We start from the raw sequence: 14938 nt of genomic DNA, 5'->3' as shown, positions 1-14938 counted from the left end.
ATAAGGAGTGCCCTATAATAAAATTGAATATGCAAGTTTAGCGTTCCCACCAGGGTGCGTTTTTTTCTTCTTTACAAAATTATTCAAATTTATACCAAACTAGTTTATTATTAATTTATATGCTAGATAAAAGGAAGGTAAAAAATGTCGGAAGAGAATATATCCCGTTTACAAATAGACGGAAAAGAAATTATCTTAATAGGAACTGCACACGTATCCAAACATAGTGCTGAACAAGTAAAAGAAGTAATTACTTCCGAGAATCCAGATTCTGTCTGTATTGAATTAGATGAAGGACGGTATAAATCAATTACAGAAGGGAATAAATGGAAGGAAACAGATATCTTTCAGGTCATTAAAGATAAAAAAGCAAGTTTACTACTTATGAATTTGGCAATCTCTTCATTTCAAAAAAGAATGGCAAACCAGTTTGGTATTAACCCTGGGCAAGAAATGATTCAGGGAATTGAATCAGCGGAAGAAGTCGGCGCTAGTTTAGTACTTGCTGATCGAAATATCCAAACGACATTCTCGCGTATATGGAGCAGTATTGGGTTAAAAGGTAAATTAATGTTACTGACACAAGTTATCTTCAGTATCTTTACAAGGGAATCGATTACAGAAGAAGAGCTTGAAAAGATGAAATCACAAGATATGATTGACTCGATGTTAGATGAATTTACAGAAACTTTTCCGAAATTAAAAACACCTCTAATCGATGAAAGAGACCAATACCTTGCGCAAAAAATTAAAGAAGCTCCAGGAGAAAAAGTAGTTGCTGTTCTTGGTGCTGCCCATGTTCCTGGAATAAAAAAACAGATTTATAATGACCATAATATTGAGAAGTTGTCGCAGGTCCCACCTAAGTCGAAAATTCCCAAAATTATCGGTTGGACTATTCCGATATTTATTATTGCATTAATTGTATTCACCTTCGTAACGAACAAAGATGCTGCACTCGCTCAAGTAATGAGTTGGATACTGTGGAACGGGTCACTAGCTGCACTCGGTACTTTAATTGCATTTGGTCACCCACTTGCAGTTCTCACTGCATTTGTGGCAGCCCCTATAACCTCTTTAGAGCCATTTCTGGCTGCCGGTTGGTTTGCTGGTTTTGTACAAGCTTATTTTAAACGGCCAAGTGTAGAGGACTTTGAGAAGCTTTCTGATGATGTTCATAGTATTAAAGGCTTTTGGAATAACAGGGTTACTCGAGTATTATTAGTTGTCATTTTTGCCAATATTGGTAGTTCATTGGGTACCTTTATTGGTGGAGCCGATGTTATTCGTTTATTCTTTGAAAATTTATAATATGATATAAGTTGTTCTAAATAAAATATTGGATAAGTAATTATTTATAAATAGGGATTGTATTTTTAAGGGGGAACTTTCTTGTGATCATTGCGATCATCATTTTATTGTTTGTATCCTTCTTCTTTTCAGGAAGTGAAACTGCACTTACCGCAGCGAATAAGATGAAGTTACAAACAAAAGCAAGTAATAATGATAAAAAATCAGAAAAATTATTGGATTTAGTTTCAAAACCAAGTGAGTTTATAACTGCGATTCTTATTGGAAACAATATTGCAAACATTTTACTTCCTACACTAGTGACAATGCTCGCTTATCAGTATGGATTTAATGTTGCAATTGGATCTGCGGTCTTAACAGTCACCATAATAGTCTTTTCAGAAGTATTACCAAAGTCTATTGCTGCAGCCTTTCCAGATAGAATTGCTTATGTTGTTTATCCAGTAATACGATTTTTTACTATTATTTTCAAACCATTAACATTCTTGTTAAACAGATTAACAGGTTTAATTATTAAAGTATTATCTAAGAATGATAATGAAGATGTATCTATCTCTAAAGAGGACTTACGTGCCATGGTTGATATTGCTGGAACAGAAGGGACATTTAAACGGGAAGAATCGTACCGAATAAAAGGTGTTCTTGACTTCCAAGATTTAAACGTAAAGGATGTATTGAAAACACCTCGTATTGATATTGTTGCTGTTCCACATGATGCTACGTATGAAGAAGTGCGAGATATTGTTATACAAAATCAATATACAAGATATCCTGTTTATGAGGGAGATATAGATAACATTATAGGTGTGTTTCATTCGAAATATTTGTTAAGTTGGTCCATTGAACCAGAGAAAAAATTAGAAGAATATTGTGACCTCGACCCTATGGTATTCTTTGAGTTTCATTCTATTGAACTTGTCTTTCGTCAAATGACACGTGAGAGGAAACACCTTGCAATTGTTTTAGATGAATATGGTGGAACAGAGGGTGTCGTTACACATGAAGATATTATCGAGGCGATGATTGGTTTAGAAATCGAAGATGAGATGGATTTAGAAAGTGAAAAGTTAGTAGAAAAATTAACTGATACAGAAATTATTTGTGATGGAAAAATTACACTCCATCGATTAAATTCAATTTTTAACACAGACATTCCAGAAGAAGAAGACGTGCTTTCTGGATATTTATTAACTGAATTCAATCAATTTCCACAACAAGGGGACGTACTAGAGAAAGATAATCTTATGTTTAAGATTTTAGAAGTCGATGGAAGAACTTTAAAACAAGTACAGATCGTAAAAGAAGACCTAGTTGAAGTTGAGGAGTGATTATCAGATGAACTGTCCAGTTTGTGATAATGTAAGGATGAAGGAAGTTCAAAAAGAGAACGTTCTAATCGACATTTGCCCTAACTGTAAAGGAGTATGGTTAGATCGTGGAGAATTAGAAAAGATTACGACTGGTTTGAAAGAAGACCGTAAATATTATGAAGAAACCTTTGATTCCTATGAAAAGGAATTCCGTAAATATCCTGATTACAAAAAGGAATATCACAAAGGATACGATGGATATAAGAAAAAGAAAAAGAAAACAATGCTAGATTTATTTGATTTATTTTAGTTAATAAGTGGAGCGCTTTGCCTATAGCAGAGCGCTTCTTTTTATGTATAATTTTTCCATATCTATACACATGAAACATAATATAAAAGGGAATACTAAATAAAAAATGTTAAGGAGGGTTTGCCTTGGAAGATACTTCAGCATTTGTGACAAAATTTAATGAACGAAAACGAAAAGATGAACAAATTAGAAAGCGACAAGGTGGTGGAAATAAAGCGAACTTACCGAGTAAACGACATTAATTCTGTCATATAAATACAAAAAAGGTGCAGCATACGATAAGTATGTTGCACCTTTTACAATTATTATCTTAGTTCTTTAAAAGCACGACCCCAAGTAATAACTTGATTTAACATTTCATTAGCATTATCAGCATGGTAATCTGCTGGTTTAAATACACTCATGTTCTCAAAGTCAGAAATAAGTGAGAAAGTAACAGCAGTACGAACATCAGCAACTTGAAGCTCACCTAGGATTAGACGAAGGTTTTCATGTGCACGAGTACCGCCAAGACTTCCGTATCCAACAAATCCCGCTACTTTATTATTCACTTCAGGATTCAAGTAATCTAATGCATTTTTCAATGCGCCCCCAATTGCATGGTTATACTCTGGAGTTACAAAAATATAGCCATCATATGAAGCCATTTTTTCAGACCAAGCTTTAGCATTTGCTTGTGCTTCTTCTGTTTGAGATTTTTTTGAACCTAAGAATGCAATATTGTAGTTAGCTAAGTCGACTAATTCGTAAACTACACTTTCATCATTACGGTTTTTAGCAAAGTTAAGCATCCAGTTAGCAACTGCTGCACCGTTGCGCCCTTCGCGAACACTACCAAGTACGACTGCAACCTTTAATGGTTCAACAACTGGTTTAACCGCATCTTCCTGTGTTGATTTTCCGAATAAATTTTTCCAAAATCCCATATTTATTTACCTCTATTCTAATTAGCGAACTGTTTTAAGAGCACGGCTCCATGCAATAACTTGATCTAACATTCCGTTAGCATTGTCAGCATGGTAATCAGCTGGTTTGAAAACAGAGAAGTTTTCGAAGTCAGCCATTAATGAGAAAGTAACAGCCGTACGAACGTCAGCAACTTGTAATTCACCTAAGATTAAACGAAGGTTTTCATGTGCACGAGTACCACCAAGGCTACCGTAACCAACAAAACCAGCAGCTTTATTGTTAACTTCTGGGTTTAAATAATCTAAAGCATTTTTTAATGCGCCACCTACAGCGTGGTTGTATTCTGGAGTGATGAATACATAGCCATCAAATGAAGCCATTTTTTCAGACCATGCTTTTGCAGCAGCCCCTGCTTCTTCTGTTTGAGATTCTTTAGAACCTAAGAAAGCAAGATCGTAATCAGCTAGGTCTACTAGTTCATATTCTACACCTTCATCATTACGATTTTTTGCGAAGTTTAATGTCCAGTCTGCAACTGCAGCACCATTACGACCTTCACGTACACTACCTTGAACAATACCAATTCTTAACATAATTAATTTCCTCCTCTTGGATGTGTTTTTATTATTTGAATTAAAGGAAGTATGAATTAATTTATCTTTAATTCAATATATTTGAATTCAACATTAATAATCTTAACATGCATATAAATTAATTGCAACTATAAAGAATGATTATTTATTATTTAGTTACAAATAGTAATTATAGAAATGTAGAGTGGCATAAAGTGACGAATTTTTCTATCTTTAAGAAAATGAATAACCAATGTTAGTGCACATAACTCGCCCCGGAAATATACTGCGCTTTCACTTTCGAGTACAGGGGCGACATCCGCTCGAAAGAACCATCGCGGTGTCTACCTTGCCGTGGGCGGCTGGTGAGCCAGGCTACTACTTGAAAAAGCTTCCTCGCTGCCTTGCACCGAGGAAGCTTTCTTCATAGCATGACTTGCAGACGCAGGTGCATCTGCGGGGTCTCACCTATGCCTTTTCTCCCACTGGAGTCTTCGTATATTTCCGGGGCTAATGTGGAGTTTGTTCATTTATCAAATACATTTTAAATAGCATCCAAAACGATATATTAAAATTCATGTTTGGCTAATTCGGTTGCTATTGCATCTTCAATGGCCCTTATGGCGCTGGAGGATCCTAAAAAGTTGTTTACCATGATGGAGAAGGTAAGTTTTTCACCATCTTTAGTCGTTACATAACCTGATAAAGTGGAGACTCCTGTTAGAGATCCTGTTTTTGCAAGTACATTATTTGCTGCAGGAGTGTCTGCCATTCGATAACGTAATGTTCCACCGACAAGACGTTCTGGATGACCAGCAACTGGTAGTGAATTCTCAAAAGCTGGATACCATTCTTCACCTTGAACTTCAAACAGTAATTGTGAAAGTTCATTCGCAGGAATCATATTTTTATGTGACATCCCAGAGCCATCTCGCAGTAGAATGGTATTGTTATTAACACCGAATTGAGAGATAACATCTTCCATTACATCCAAGCCTTTATCCCAGCTTCCTTCATCATGGACAACTCTGCCCATTTCTTTAGTTAATGTTTCTCCATGTCCATTATTACTTAACTTCATAAATGGAATAAGTAGTTCTTCTAATTTCATCGATTCTTTTGAAGTTAATAAGGTAGCATCAGATGGCGTAGGACCAGTAGATGTTCGGGTATTTTCAATAAGCTTAATTTCATTAGCTTCTAGTGCCTTCTTAAATACATCTACGGCATATCCTGTTGGTTCCCATACCGAAACCCATGACCTAGCATTCGACCCCCCTATTGGTATAACTCCTTCAATGACAATATCGTTGGAGCCGTGTTCTCTTTCAATGGTAATAGTACGGCTATGGTCGGATTGAGTAGTTTCTGCTTTATTAATGATATTTACATAGTCTGTATGTGGAGTAAGTTTAACAATTGGTTTGTCCCCAATTTCTTCAGCAGGAAATACCTCTACAATTACAGTACTTGCGTCATAATCTTCATTTGGCGAAAGGGTAAGAGCTGAAATTGGTGCACCTGTATAAAATGGTTCATCTGACCAATTTAAATCTTGGGATAGACGTACATCATCGTACCAAGTGTCATCACCAATTATTCCACCACGAATTAGTTGGATTCCCTGTTGCTTTAAGTCTATAGCAAACTGCTCTAAATCTTCTTTCATGAGAGTAGGGTCACCTTTTCCTTTTAAATAGAGGTTTCCTTGAAGCACACTTCCTGTTAATTTTCCGTCCGTTAATACTTCCGTGGAAAAGCGGTAATCTGGCCCTAATGTGTCTAGTGCTGCAATAGTAGTTAATATTTTCATATTAGAGGCAGGATGCAGTCTGTGATCTCCGTAATAAGAAAATAGTAGTTCACCTGAATCTGCATGACGTACACTGACCCCTGTTGTTGTGCCATCAAGTGCCTGATTATTTAGTATTTGATTCAGTTTATCAGCAAGTGATTGAGCAGCAACTTCAGTCGATGCATTCACAGGTTGAGATTGATCTTGTGAAACAAAAAGTAAGACAGCTGTAAGTATGACAAACAAAGTAGCAATAAGTCCACTCTTCCAATATTTAGATGGATGCATGTTTTCACACTCCTATTCATTTTTTACATATATATGAAATGTTTAAGTAGCTTATCCTAGGTCTTTTCTAGTATTTACCAGTAGAAGGGTGGACATTGCTTTTAAGTTTTAGCTAATCTTGTTAACAGCAATGCATATATTAGATTCCCCGTTTTTATTCCAAACTTCCATATCATATCCTAAAGGAACACATCGATTTTGATGCAACCAGTTATTATACAAATAATCGTATGTTTTATAAATATCCGTTCTATTACCTCTATGCTTACATTTAACATACATATTTTCTTCAATGGTGTAAAGGTTTGTATTTTGGGGGATTTGATCTAATTTACTTACTTCAAATCCGATAATAAGCCTTTCTTTCTTTATAAAAGGATTAAACTGCTCCATTTGTGGATAAATTTGAAGAACTAATATGTCATCACGGACTTTATTTGGTATTTCCCCCTCAACTGATTTCAATTGCATAATCGACTGATTGATGACTTCCCTTTCCTCTTCGTCATGTAAGTTTGTAGGTAGGCTATATCCAATAAGGTGAAAAGACTCCTTTTTAATGATGTTAGGACTCATTGACATACCTCCATATATTTTTCCTCAATCATATTCCGTTATGATTATAAATATGTATTATTTTCTCCTAACTGTTTGTCCTATTTTTGGAATGATGTCCTCCACTTTCACATAGTTATAGATAAAAGGGAAATATTGGAGGGGAGAATATGAAAGAAGTAATAGACATAACAGAAGAAGAAATAAAACGATATTTTGACTTGAATAAACAGAAAAAGGAAATAGAAACAACAATGAATGAACTAAAGAAAAAGTTTCACGACGTGTTGGATAACTCTTTTGGTAAAAAGGAAAAGGGAGAAATACAACGTGGGCGGTATAAATTGCAGCGTCAAATACGTTCAAGCGTAAATTACGATGAAGAAGGTACTGTAAAAAAATTAGAAGAACTTAACTTAAAAGAGTTTATCGTGGAAAGAAAAGTTCCAGATACAGATAAATTGGAATCTGCTTTGAAATTAGGTCTTGTTGAAGAAAACGATTTTATAGAGCAGAAGAAAGTAAGGATTACCCAATCTATCGTTGTGAAAGAGACATTCTCAAGTGAAGGCTAATCAAAACAACTAGCTAGACTACTGGCTAGTTGTTTTTTTATGTCTAAAAAGCGTATATAGGATAGATGAATTTACAGAAAGTTCACACTAAATTTGTATTAAATTAATCTTCCTACTTTACACTGATGGTAGAAGTATTCTTTGTAGGGAGGTGGAAGAATGAAACTTGTTAGTAAAGTGATTGTCTCTCTTAGTGTAATTTTACTTTATCTTACCTTTTAAAAGACGGAAGGTGGTATTAAACAGTGAGATATGTTGAAACAATGTATGCCTTAGATTGCAAATCCTTTCATTATATAAATAGTTATTTTGACCACAAAATCTTAAATCGTTTTTTTCGTAATATAACTCATTTGGGTGGAGCAACTACAACTATCATGACCGTCTTAATATTTATTGTATTAACAACAGGTTTCATTCGCCAAACCGCAATTGCAAGTGGTTTGTCTCTATTATGTAGTCATCTTCCAGTTGCATTAGTGAAGAAATTATTACCGCGCAAAAGACCTTATTTAGTCCTCGAAAACAGTCAAGTATTGGAGAATCCTTTAACAGATTGCTCTTTTCCCTCTGGACATACAACAGCAATATTCTCGATTATTATTCCATTTATTCTTTTGTATCCAATACTTGGATTAATTTTACTGCCGATCGGATTTAGCGTCGCCATCTCACGTGTATACCTAGGATTGCATTACCCTTCTGATATTTTGGTCGGGAGTTTACTTGGTACGTTTACTGGAAATTTATTTTATCAACTATTAATGAATGGTTTATTCCTTTAAATGACATTGATGGAGGGTCAAACATGAAAATAGCTATATTTACGGATACATTTGCTCCTGACGTTAACGGTGTGGCAAAAACATTGAAACGATTTACCAACTACTTGGAACAAAAGGGACATGAATATAGAGTATATGCCCCAACTAGTTCAATTGGAAGTCTGTATTCTAATGATGTTCATCGGTTTAAAAGCTTACCCTTCTTCTTATATCCTGAATGTAGGCTAGCACTGCCGAATATGTTACAAGTTAAAGAAGAGTTAATCCAATTTCAGCCGGATATGATCCATGTGGCAACACCTTTTAATGTAGGGCTTTGTGGGCTACATTATGCCAAAAAGCTAAATATTCCACTAGTAGGTTCTTATCATACTGATTTTGATAAGTATTTGGAATATTATGATTTACAATTTTTAACGAAAATATTATGGCGTTATATGCGCTGGTTTCATCGTCCCATGCAAAAGATATTTGTACCCTCCATAGATACAAAGGAACATTTAAGTAGAAGAGGATTTACTAAACTTGATATTTGGCCAAGAGGTATTGATTGTTCCTTATTTCACCCGAACTATAATAAACAATTGGTACGAGATACGTATCACATTAAGGAAGATTATATTCTTTTATATGTAGGGCGTTTAGCTCCTGAGAAGGATGTCCTGCTTCTACCAGAAATTCACGCCCAACTACCTGAGAGAATGAAGAGTCAAGTGCATTGGTTAGTTGTTGGAGAAGGACCTGAACAAGAAAAGTTGAGAAAAAAAGCACCCAAACAAATGACTTTTACTGGTTTTTTAACAGGCACAGAGTTAGCGCATGTCTATGTAGCAGCAGATTTATTTGTTTTCCCATCACCAACAGAAACTTTCGGGAATGTCGTTTTAGAATCTTTAGCTAGTAGTACTCCAGCCATTTGTGCGAATTCTGGTGGTGTTCGAACGATAGTTATAGATCAAGAAACAGGAATATTGTGTGAAAAGAATAATAGTACAGACTTTGCGAAAGCAATTGAATCGTTAATAACTAATGAAGTAAAACGTAAACAGATGGGGGTAAAAGGTAGGCAATATGCTGTAACACAATCGTGGGATCGAATATTCGATGAGTTAATAATTAACTATGAAGCTGTCTTAAAGAAAAAGCAAATGGTTTTAGCTTAATTTACGTCTATTCCTTATTGAAATGGTAATTAATTTCAAAATCACCCAATATACCCTTACATAAATCAATATGAAATGTGAAAAATATAGGTGCAATGAGGAATAGGAGGAGAGTAATTTGGATCTTCATCGAGCAGAACAAATCATTAATTCAGATGTATTTGTTAATGTCCATTATCATGGTATCCCAGTATATATTCAAAAAGTAAATGAAGATAAAGCACAAATCTTTCCACTTGATGCAATGAATCAAGAGCAAGAAGTTGATTTAAAAGGATTAAATGAAACAGGTCCAATCTTTATTTAATGGAGGATAATTCGATGCATCGTTTGCGAGTAGAAGAAATAGCACAATCTCCCGATATGAAAAATGTTATTTATAATGGAAAACAAGTATATATACAACAAGTGAATGAAAATAATACGGCTAGAATTTTTCCACTTGATGACCCACAACAAGAAATGGAAGTACAGCTAACGAATTTATATGAGCAACAATAAAAAACCTCCTAATACTAGGAGGTTTTTTTAGCTACGACATCCATTTTGGTGGGGTGTTTTTATCCCAATAAATCTCACCTAGTAGATGATGTGCTTCAAAATTATCTTCTTTTAAGTGGTAATGAAAGTTAAACCAGAATCCATCTTGTGGTCGATTGTCACGTCTAACATGGAATTTCGCAATATCTTCTTTAGTAAGTTCATTATATACATTAAAGATTCTTTCCCCATAACCTTTAGCAGGTTGCTCTGTAATGGAAACATACATAAGGTCGGAGTCTTCAAGGATTGAATGAAGTGCTTTTTCTATATTAGGTAAGATAATCTGATTAAATTCATTTTCAACTTTTTTAGTTATTTTCGGACCGAATTTAGCAAAGCTTTGTTCCTTTGCCTTCTCAGTTAGGAATTCTATACTGTTCGATTCTTCTTCTGATTCAGAATGTACTTCAACAGCAACAATTTCTTGGTTATCATTTTCTTTAGGAGTGATAACTTCATTATTTTCTTCATCAGCTATTAAATAAGTAGGCGTATATAAACCTAACGTTAAAATAGCTATTAATGCAACGGCTAGTTTTCTCATCCACAGGTTCATAATAATAATTCCCCTTTTTATTTCTTATATAAAGTTTATCATGACATTTTGAATCATGTCCACTGAATTTAAGGTGCTTACATACAAAATAGGAGAAAAGACTTAATATTAAAACATTTTTAATCAAGCTTAAATTTACAAACCCTTTACATTTTCAACATATCTGCTTAATATTCATCTCCTATACTTAGAAATGTGAGAGGGGATAGCCCTTCAAAATATAAATTGACACTTTGGGGAGGACAATTTAGATGAAATTCAAAAAGTACTTAATGTTTCTAGTAGTTGCAGCTTTAGCAGTAGTGCTAGTTGCATGTGGCGGAGACAAGGAAGAAAACAATGATGCATCTGGTAACAATGGTTCAGATGTAGAGAATACAAATAACGGTTCAGATAACAATGCTAATGAAGGTGATTCTCAAGAATTAGAAGGTGAAGTTGCAATTGATGGATCAGGTACTGTTTATCCATTAATGTCAAGAATTGCTGAAGAGTATATGACTAATGAACAAGAAGGAGTTTCAGTTACAGTGGCTCGTGCAGGAACTTCTGCTGGATTTGAAAAGTTCTTACAAGAAAACGGTACAGACTTTAACGATGCTTCTCGTTACATCAAAGATGAAGAACAAGCAAAAGCAGACGAGCTTGGAATTGAAGTTAAAGAATTAAAAGTAGCACTTGATGGATTAACTATCGTAACACATCCTGATAATGATTGGGCTACTGAATTAACACCTGAACAAGTTATCTCTATTTTCAAAGGTGACTATGTAAACTGGTCTGACATAAATGCTGACTGGCCAAATGAAAAAATTCAAACTTATGGTCCAAACGAAAACCACGGAACATATGAATTCTTCTACGAAACAATCATGGAAGAGCAAGATTTAGTAAGTGATATTAACCTACAACAAGAATATTCTACTCTAGTAACACTTGTAGGTGAAGATGTTAATTCTATCGGTTTCTTCGGATTCGGATACTATGACAGCAACAAAGAAAAGCTTAACGCTGTATCTATTGACTTTGGCGATGGTCCAGTTGAACCATCTCTTGACACAATCGCTGAAGATGGTGACTATGCAGGCTTCACTCGTCCTGTATTCACTTACCTAAACGTGAACAATGCAAAAGAAAAACCAGAAGTTCTTGACTTTGCTATCTATGTAATGGAGAACAATAACAGACTCGCTGGGGAAACTGGATTTGCTCCAATTCCTGAGGAAGAAGCAAAATCACTTGCTGATGAGTTAAAAGCATTACAATAATTGAATAAACTAACATAGAATTTTTCAGGATCAATATATCATAAGATGAGGGCACAACTTTTGCTCTCATCTTATTGTGACTTTATGATTTGGAAGGAGAGCTGCAGATTATGGCAGCAAACAGTAAACTAAACCGTGAGACGTTAGATGTCAAAGGGATGATACAGAAGAATAAACAGTCGAAAAGTTTATCATCTATTACTGAAAAGCTTATACCGATGCTATTGTTTTTGTTTGCAATTATTACTATCTTAACAACTGTTGGAATTGTGTTAACTTTATTGTCTGAGACGATCGAATTCTTTAAACGAGTTCCTATATGGGAATTCTTTACTGGTACTGTACTAAAACCAATGAGTCAGAATCCAGAGTTTGGTGTATTACCTCTAATTAATGGAACGATTATATCTTCTGTAATTGCGATGTTGGTGGCAGGACCAATTGGACTGATGGCGGCAATTTATTTAAGTGAATATGCGTCGGATCGTGTCCGAAAAGTATTGAAACCAATGCTAGAAATTTTAGCGGGTATTCCTACGATTGTTTACGGATTCTTTGCTTTTACTTTTGTTACTCCATTAATTCGCTCTATATGGCCGGATGTTGCGGCAACGAATATCTTAAGCCCAGGTATTGTGATGGGAATTATGATTATTCCAATGATTGCATCACTTTCTGAAGATGCAATGTCATCTGTTCCTAAGTCCATCCGTGAAGGTGCATTAGGATTAGGTGCGACTAAGTTAGAAACCACTTTTAAAGTTGTTATGCCAGCAGCGTTATCTGGAATTATTGCTTCTTTTGTACTAGGAATTTCTAGAGCAATTGGAGAAACGATGATTGTTACGATTGCTAGTGGTAGTTCCAAAAACTTTACATTCGATATTACACAGTCCATGCAGACAATGACAGCATATATTGTTGAGGTTTCTGGTGGAGAAGCTGCAGCAGGAACAACAATCTATTATAGTCTGTATGCAGTAGCGATGACATTATTTGTATTTACGTTAATTATGAATCTACTTGCAAGATATGTCTCTCGTAAGTTTAGGGAGGAATACTAAAATGAAATATATTGATACGGAGCAAGTTTCCAAACGAATGGGGACGCGAATTGCTAAAAATAATATTCTAAAGTCATTATTCCTTGCAGCAACTTTATTTGGACTAATTGTTTTAGTAGTTTTAATATATCGTGTTGTTGTTGATAGTGTTGGATGGATTGATTGGAACTTCTTAACTGGTAAGCTATCGACTAGTGCTGAACGTGCAGGGATTATGGGTGCTATTTTAGGTACGGTTTGGATGATGCTTGTTGTTGCACCTGTAACGCTAATATTAGGTATTGGTACGGCTATTTATTTAGAACTTTACGCGAAGAAAGGTCGTTTTCAATCTATTATTCAAACTAATATTTCAAACCTAGCCGGTGTACCATCTATTGTTTATGGAATCTTAGGTTTAACTATATTTGTTCGTGCGATGGAAATGGGAAATATTATTTTAGCTGGAGGGTTAACATTATCTCTACTAATCTTACCGATTGTAATTGTAGCGGCTCAAGAAGCAATTCGAGCAGTTCCAGGCTATTTGAGTGAAGCATCTTACGGTATGGGAGCTACGAAGTGGCAAACGATTAAGAATGTAATATTACCTGCGGCGTTGCCGGGAATGTTAACTGGTGCAATACTAGCATTATCCCGTGCTATTGGTGAAACTGCCCCATTAACCGTTATCGGAATTCCTGCGCTGATTATTCCATTTCCTGAAGGGATATTTGATAAATTTACAGCACTTCCAATGCAAATTTATTATTGGACATTAGATTCATCTTTAGTGGCAGAATACGCAAACCTTGCAGCAGCAACAATTGTTGTGTTATTAGTCTTGTTATTTGTATTGAATTCCGCTGCAATCTTTATCCGAAATAAGTTCCAACAACGTTTCTAATCGGAGGAGGAAAAAGTTTTGAGTCTTTTAACAGTTAAGGAGAATATAAGTATGGTAAATAATGATACAAGTGTAGTATCTGCTGCACGTAGAGATGAACAAATTGTATTTGATACGAAAGATTTAAATTTATGGTATGGTGAAACACATGCATTAAAGGATATTAATCTTAAAATAAATGAAAAAGAAGTCACAGCGATTATCGGTCCATCTGGTTGTGGGAAATCTACCTATTTAAAAACATTAAACCGCATGGTAGAATTAGTTCCAATTGTACGTACAACAGGTGAAATTATGTACAAAGGACGTAGTATTCTAGATAAATCATTTAAAGTAGAAGATCTACGTACACATGTAGGGATGGTTTTCCAAAAGCCAAATCCATTTCCAAAGTCTATTTATGATAATATTGCCTATGGTCCAAGAATCCATGGAATTCGTAATAAAAAAGTTCTTGATGAGATTGTAGAAAAGAGCCTTCGTGGAGCTTATATTTGGGATGAGGTAAAGGATCGACTTAAAGAGAATGCATATGGTTTATCTGGTGGGCAGCAGCAACGTTTATGTATTGCCCGTACGTTAGCAATAGAACCAGACGTTATCTTAATGGACGAACCTACTTCAGCATTAGATCCGAAATCAACATTGAAAATTGAAGATCTTGTACAAGAATTAAAGAAAGATTACTCAATTATTATTGTTACGCATAATATGCAACAAGCTGCTCGTATATCAGATCGTACAGCTTTCTTCCTAAATGGAGAAGTAGTTGAATTTGATAAAACGGATAAAATCTTTACAAAACCAGAAGATAACCGTACGGAAGATTATATTTCTGGTCGATTTGGATAAACTATATATTGAATTTCATCTTCCCCCCTTGATGAATATAGAAAGACTGGCTAATAGGCCAGTCTTTTAATTATGTCATTTGAAAACCCCTGGCTATGCCGGGGGTTCCGGAGAGCTTATAGCGTGGTATTAAAATTAAAAAAGGCCTCTCTTCGTGATAAGATATAGTTGGTTTCCCGACCACTACATCAAATAA

18 protein-coding genes are annotated in these 14938 nt (G+C 35.1%); 13 read left to right on the top strand and 5 right to left on the bottom strand.

From position 1 onward, the window contains the following. Positions 1-144 precede the first annotated feature (144 nt). The 4 genes from IEV35_RS17775 to IEV35_RS17760 all read left to right on the top strand — a co-directional run bounded on the left by IEV35_RS17775 (position 145) and on the right by IEV35_RS17760 (position 3173). Positions 145-1311 carry a TraB/GumN family protein gene (locus tag IEV35_RS17775; protein WP_188386000.1) on the top strand — a complete coding sequence of 389 codons (1167 nt, stop codon included), beginning with the start codon at positions 145-147 and terminating at the stop codon, positions 1309-1311. A gap of 83 nt (positions 1312-1394) precedes the next feature. Beyond that, complete coding sequence (locus IEV35_RS17770; protein ID WP_188385999.1) at positions 1395-2639, top strand: hemolysin family protein; 1245 nt, start codon at positions 1395-1397, stop codon at positions 2637-2639. A gap of 7 nt (positions 2640-2646) precedes the next feature. Further along, positions 2647-2931 (top strand): TFIIB-type zinc ribbon-containing protein, encoded by a 285-nt coding sequence (locus IEV35_RS17765; RefSeq protein ID WP_188385998.1) that lies wholly within the window; start codon positions 2647-2649, stop codon positions 2929-2931. Positions 2932-3056: 125 nt separating this feature from the next. Then, complete coding sequence (locus IEV35_RS17760) at positions 3057-3173, top strand: DUF4023 family protein (RefSeq protein ID WP_188385997.1); 117 nt, start codon at positions 3057-3059, stop codon at positions 3171-3173. A 63-nt stretch (positions 3174-3236) separates the two neighbouring features. Here the strand turns inward: IEV35_RS17760 and IEV35_RS17755 are convergent, their stop codons facing one another. The 4 genes from IEV35_RS17755 to IEV35_RS17740 form a co-directional block, all read right to left on the bottom strand. Next, complete coding sequence (locus tag IEV35_RS17755) at positions 3237-3857, bottom strand: NADPH-dependent FMN reductase (protein WP_188385996.1); 621 nt, start codon at positions 3855-3857, stop codon at positions 3237-3239. A gap of 21 nt (positions 3858-3878) precedes the next feature. Further along, a complete protein-coding gene (locus IEV35_RS17750) occupies positions 3879-4433 on the bottom strand; it encodes an NADPH-dependent FMN reductase (protein WP_188385995.1) in 555 nt (184 codons plus the stop codon). Positions 4434-4980: 547 nt separating this feature from the next. Next, complete coding sequence (gene dacB / locus IEV35_RS17745) at positions 4981-6495, bottom strand: D-alanyl-D-alanine carboxypeptidase/D-alanyl-D-alanine endopeptidase (protein WP_188385994.1); 1515 nt, start codon at positions 6493-6495, stop codon at positions 4981-4983. 108 nt (positions 6496-6603) lie between these two features. Next, positions 6604-7071: a GyrI-like domain-containing protein gene (locus IEV35_RS17740; RefSeq protein ID WP_188385993.1), complete on the bottom strand. Its 468-nt coding sequence runs from the start codon at positions 7069-7071 to the stop codon at positions 6604-6606. 149 nt (positions 7072-7220) lie between these two features. Here IEV35_RS17740 and IEV35_RS17735 point away from each other — a divergent pair, with 149 nt between their 5' ends. From IEV35_RS17735 to IEV35_RS17715, 5 genes are all read left to right on the top strand, one after another. Beyond that, positions 7221-7625 (top strand): hypothetical protein, encoded by a 405-nt coding sequence (locus IEV35_RS17735; RefSeq protein ID WP_188385992.1) that lies wholly within the window; start codon positions 7221-7223, stop codon positions 7623-7625. Positions 7626-7888: 263 nt separating this feature from the next. Then, positions 7889-8410, top strand: a complete 522-nt coding sequence (locus IEV35_RS17730) for a phosphatase PAP2 family protein (RefSeq protein ID WP_188386033.1) — start codon at positions 7889-7891, stop codon at positions 8408-8410. A gap of 23 nt (positions 8411-8433) precedes the next feature. Further along, entirely contained in the window at positions 8434-9573 is a 1140-nt protein-coding gene (locus IEV35_RS17725) for a glycosyltransferase family 4 protein (RefSeq protein WP_188385991.1), read from the top strand. A 118-nt stretch (positions 9574-9691) separates the two neighbouring features. Beyond that, the gene (locus IEV35_RS17720; RefSeq protein ID WP_188385990.1) at positions 9692-9880 is read left to right on the top strand and encodes an H-type small acid-soluble spore protein; all 189 of its coding nucleotides are present in this window, start codon (positions 9692-9694) and stop codon (positions 9878-9880) included. A gap of 14 nt (positions 9881-9894) precedes the next feature. Further along, positions 9895-10074, top strand: a complete 180-nt coding sequence (locus IEV35_RS17715; protein ID WP_188385989.1) for an H-type small acid-soluble spore protein — start codon at positions 9895-9897, stop codon at positions 10072-10074. Between the two features lie 31 nt (positions 10075-10105). Here the strand turns inward: IEV35_RS17715 and IEV35_RS17710 are convergent, their stop codons facing one another. After that, a complete protein-coding gene (locus IEV35_RS17710; protein WP_188385988.1) occupies positions 10106-10672 on the bottom strand; it encodes a YpjP family protein in 567 nt (188 codons plus the stop codon). A 251-nt stretch (positions 10673-10923) separates the two neighbouring features. Between IEV35_RS17710 and IEV35_RS17705 the strand changes: the two genes are divergently transcribed. From IEV35_RS17705 to pstB, 4 genes are all read left to right on the top strand, one after another. Next, positions 10924-11940, top strand: a complete 1017-nt coding sequence (locus tag IEV35_RS17705) for a PstS family phosphate ABC transporter substrate-binding protein (protein ID WP_188385987.1) — start codon at positions 10924-10926, stop codon at positions 11938-11940. Between the two features lie 110 nt (positions 11941-12050). After that, positions 12051-13004 (top strand): phosphate ABC transporter permease subunit PstC, encoded by a 954-nt coding sequence (gene pstC, locus IEV35_RS17700; RefSeq protein ID WP_188385986.1) that lies wholly within the window; start codon positions 12051-12053, stop codon positions 13002-13004. Between the two features lies 1 nt (position 13005). Then, a complete protein-coding gene (gene pstA / locus IEV35_RS17695; protein ID WP_188385985.1) occupies positions 13006-13890 on the top strand; it encodes a phosphate ABC transporter permease PstA in 885 nt (294 codons plus the stop codon). 51 nt (positions 13891-13941) lie between these two features. Continuing rightward, complete coding sequence (gene pstB, locus IEV35_RS17690) at positions 13942-14742, top strand: phosphate ABC transporter ATP-binding protein PstB (RefSeq protein WP_188386032.1); 801 nt, start codon at positions 13942-13944, stop codon at positions 14740-14742. Positions 14743-14938: the final 196 nt, after the last annotated feature.

The organism is Ornithinibacillus halotolerans (assembly GCF_014637405.1).
Classification (GTDB): Bacteria; Bacillota; Bacilli; order Bacillales; family Amphibacillaceae; genus Ornithinibacillus; species Ornithinibacillus halotolerans.
This window is presented reverse-complemented; position numbering and strand designations above follow the sequence as displayed.

What these genes read in the sequence shown, in the direction of transcription:
- IEV35_RS17735 (WP_188385992.1), top strand. Translation starts at nt 7,221, where the DNA reads ATGAAAGAAGTAATAGACATAACAGAAGAAGAAATAAAACGATATTTT.
- IEV35_RS17715 (WP_188385989.1), top strand. Translation starts at nt 9,895, where the DNA reads ATGCATCGTTTGCGAGTAGAAGAAATAGCACAATCTCCCGATATGAAA.
- IEV35_RS17725 (WP_188385991.1), top strand. Translation starts at nt 8,434, where the DNA reads ATGAAAATAGCTATATTTACGGATACATTTGCTCCTGACGTTAACGGT.
- dacB (WP_188385994.1), bottom strand. Translation starts at nt 6,495, where the DNA reads ATGCATCCATCTAAATATTGGAAGAGTGGACTTATTGCTACTTTGTTT.
- IEV35_RS17730 (WP_188386033.1), top strand. Translation starts at nt 7,889, where the DNA reads ATGTATGCCTTAGATTGCAAATCCTTTCATTATATAAATAGTTATTTT.
- pstA (WP_188385985.1), top strand. Translation starts at nt 13,006, where the DNA reads ATGAAATATATTGATACGGAGCAAGTTTCCAAACGAATGGGGACGCGA.
- IEV35_RS17740 (WP_188385993.1), bottom strand. Translation starts at nt 7,071, where the DNA reads ATGAGTCCTAACATCATTAAAAAGGAGTCTTTTCACCTTATTGGATAT.
- IEV35_RS17775 (WP_188386000.1), top strand. Translation starts at nt 145, where the DNA reads ATGTCGGAAGAGAATATATCCCGTTTACAAATAGACGGAAAAGAAATT.
- IEV35_RS17750 (WP_188385995.1), bottom strand. Translation starts at nt 4,433, where the DNA reads ATGTTAAGAATTGGTATTGTTCAAGGTAGTGTACGTGAAGGTCGTAAT.
- IEV35_RS17710 (WP_188385988.1), bottom strand. Translation starts at nt 10,672, where the DNA reads ATGAACCTGTGGATGAGAAAACTAGCCGTTGCATTAATAGCTATTTTA.
- pstC (WP_188385986.1), top strand. Translation starts at nt 12,051, where the DNA reads ATGGCAGCAAACAGTAAACTAAACCGTGAGACGTTAGATGTCAAAGGG.
- IEV35_RS17765 (WP_188385998.1), top strand. Translation starts at nt 2,647, where the DNA reads ATGAACTGTCCAGTTTGTGATAATGTAAGGATGAAGGAAGTTCAAAAA.
- IEV35_RS17705 (WP_188385987.1), top strand. Translation starts at nt 10,924, where the DNA reads ATGAAATTCAAAAAGTACTTAATGTTTCTAGTAGTTGCAGCTTTAGCA.
- pstB (WP_188386032.1), top strand. Translation starts at nt 13,942, where the DNA reads ATGGTAAATAATGATACAAGTGTAGTATCTGCTGCACGTAGAGATGAA.
- IEV35_RS17755 (WP_188385996.1), bottom strand. Translation starts at nt 3,857, where the DNA reads ATGGGATTTTGGAAAAATTTATTCGGAAAATCAACACAGGAAGATGCG.